This window comes from Methylobacterium sp. 285MFTsu5.1, assembly GCF_000383455.1.
GTDB lineage: Bacteria > Pseudomonadota > Alphaproteobacteria > Rhizobiales > Beijerinckiaceae > Methylobacterium.
The window spans coordinates 1-1108 of the sequence record NZ_KB911360.1; the positions used below are offsets into that span (position 1 = coordinate 1).

1 protein-coding gene and 1 pseudogene are annotated in these 1108 nt (G+C 63.4%); both read right to left on the reverse strand.

What is annotated here, in order from left to right; translation table 11 throughout:
* Positions 1–28: 28 nt before the first annotated feature.
* Positions 29–220, reverse strand: a pseudogene (locus H288_RS0131945) (IS256 family transposase); the annotation flags it as partial.
* A 677-nt stretch (positions 221–897) separates the two neighbouring features.
* Positions 898–1108 (reverse strand): integrase core domain-containing protein (locus tag H288_RS0131955; RefSeq protein WP_158684291.1); only part of this gene is annotated, 211 nt, incomplete at its 5' end.

The window sequence follows — 1108 nt, forward strand, 5'->3', positions numbered from 1 at the left end:
CGCAGATCCGCGACGTTGGCGTCACCTAGCCGTTGCGCGTGTTGCCGGTGTCCTCGCCCGCCAGATGATGGTCCATCTCGGCGTTGAGCGCCCGCTCGGCCAGGGCCTTCTTCAGCTCGTCCAGCAGGCCATCGGCCTCGAAGGCCGTCTTCGGATCGGCCCCGGCCAGGAGGTGATCCAGGATTGCGTCAGGGATGCGGGGTGCTTTGCGTCGTGCCATCGGGAACCTCCTTCGGGTCCACTATGGCCGCCCGCACACGAAATTCCTGACAGTCCCCGATAACGGTTACGGTCGAAACCAAAATCTCGGCCTTTTGAAATCGATCAGAAAGAAAAAGTATATTAGCTGTCCCTGTCGCGAAGGCCCGCCCCAACCGGCCTGCGGCAGGCGGCCTGGGTGCTGTGATGCAAAGCTCGACCCAGGCCGCCGTGTATACCGTCCCATGGTGAGATCAGAAGGCCGTCAAACACACTCGCGCCCTTCGCTTTGAACTCCCAAACCGTCACGCCTCAGGTCCGACCCGGGATCGTCCGGTATCCCACGAAGCGATCGAACACGATCCGATCACCTGCGACGGCGGCCGCCGGCCGCTCGGTCATCATTAGAAGGCCTGCATATTCCACACGCAGAAGCCGTGCTCCGGACGGACGCCGAACAGCTGCTCCGCTGTCTAACCGGACCTCGTGGTTCGGAAGGCGCGACAATCGAAGCCAACGCCGGCTGGACCGACATGTCTTGGCTCCTGCGTCGGCTGGGTTCCAAACCGCGATCGGGACCTTGCCCCCTCAGAAACCCTGAGACGCCGCGTATGGCAGGATGCCCGCGAAAGCCTAGTCATCTTGCCCGAGATGCGACCGGGTGTACCGCCTGCGGATTGTGAGACACCGATCTGAAGCCTACGCGGCGATGGCCGCGGGTGGAAGCTGCGCGGCGCGGATATCGGCCGGTGGCCGGAACCCGTGTCGCTCTATCAGCCACGCCTCATTGTAGAGATCCCGGAACGCCAGCAGGCCGTGGCGCAGATCCTCGACCGTATCGAAGTGCTCGACCCACAACAGGTTCTCCTTGAGGATGCGGATGAAGCGCTCGGCGCAGCCATTCCCCTCC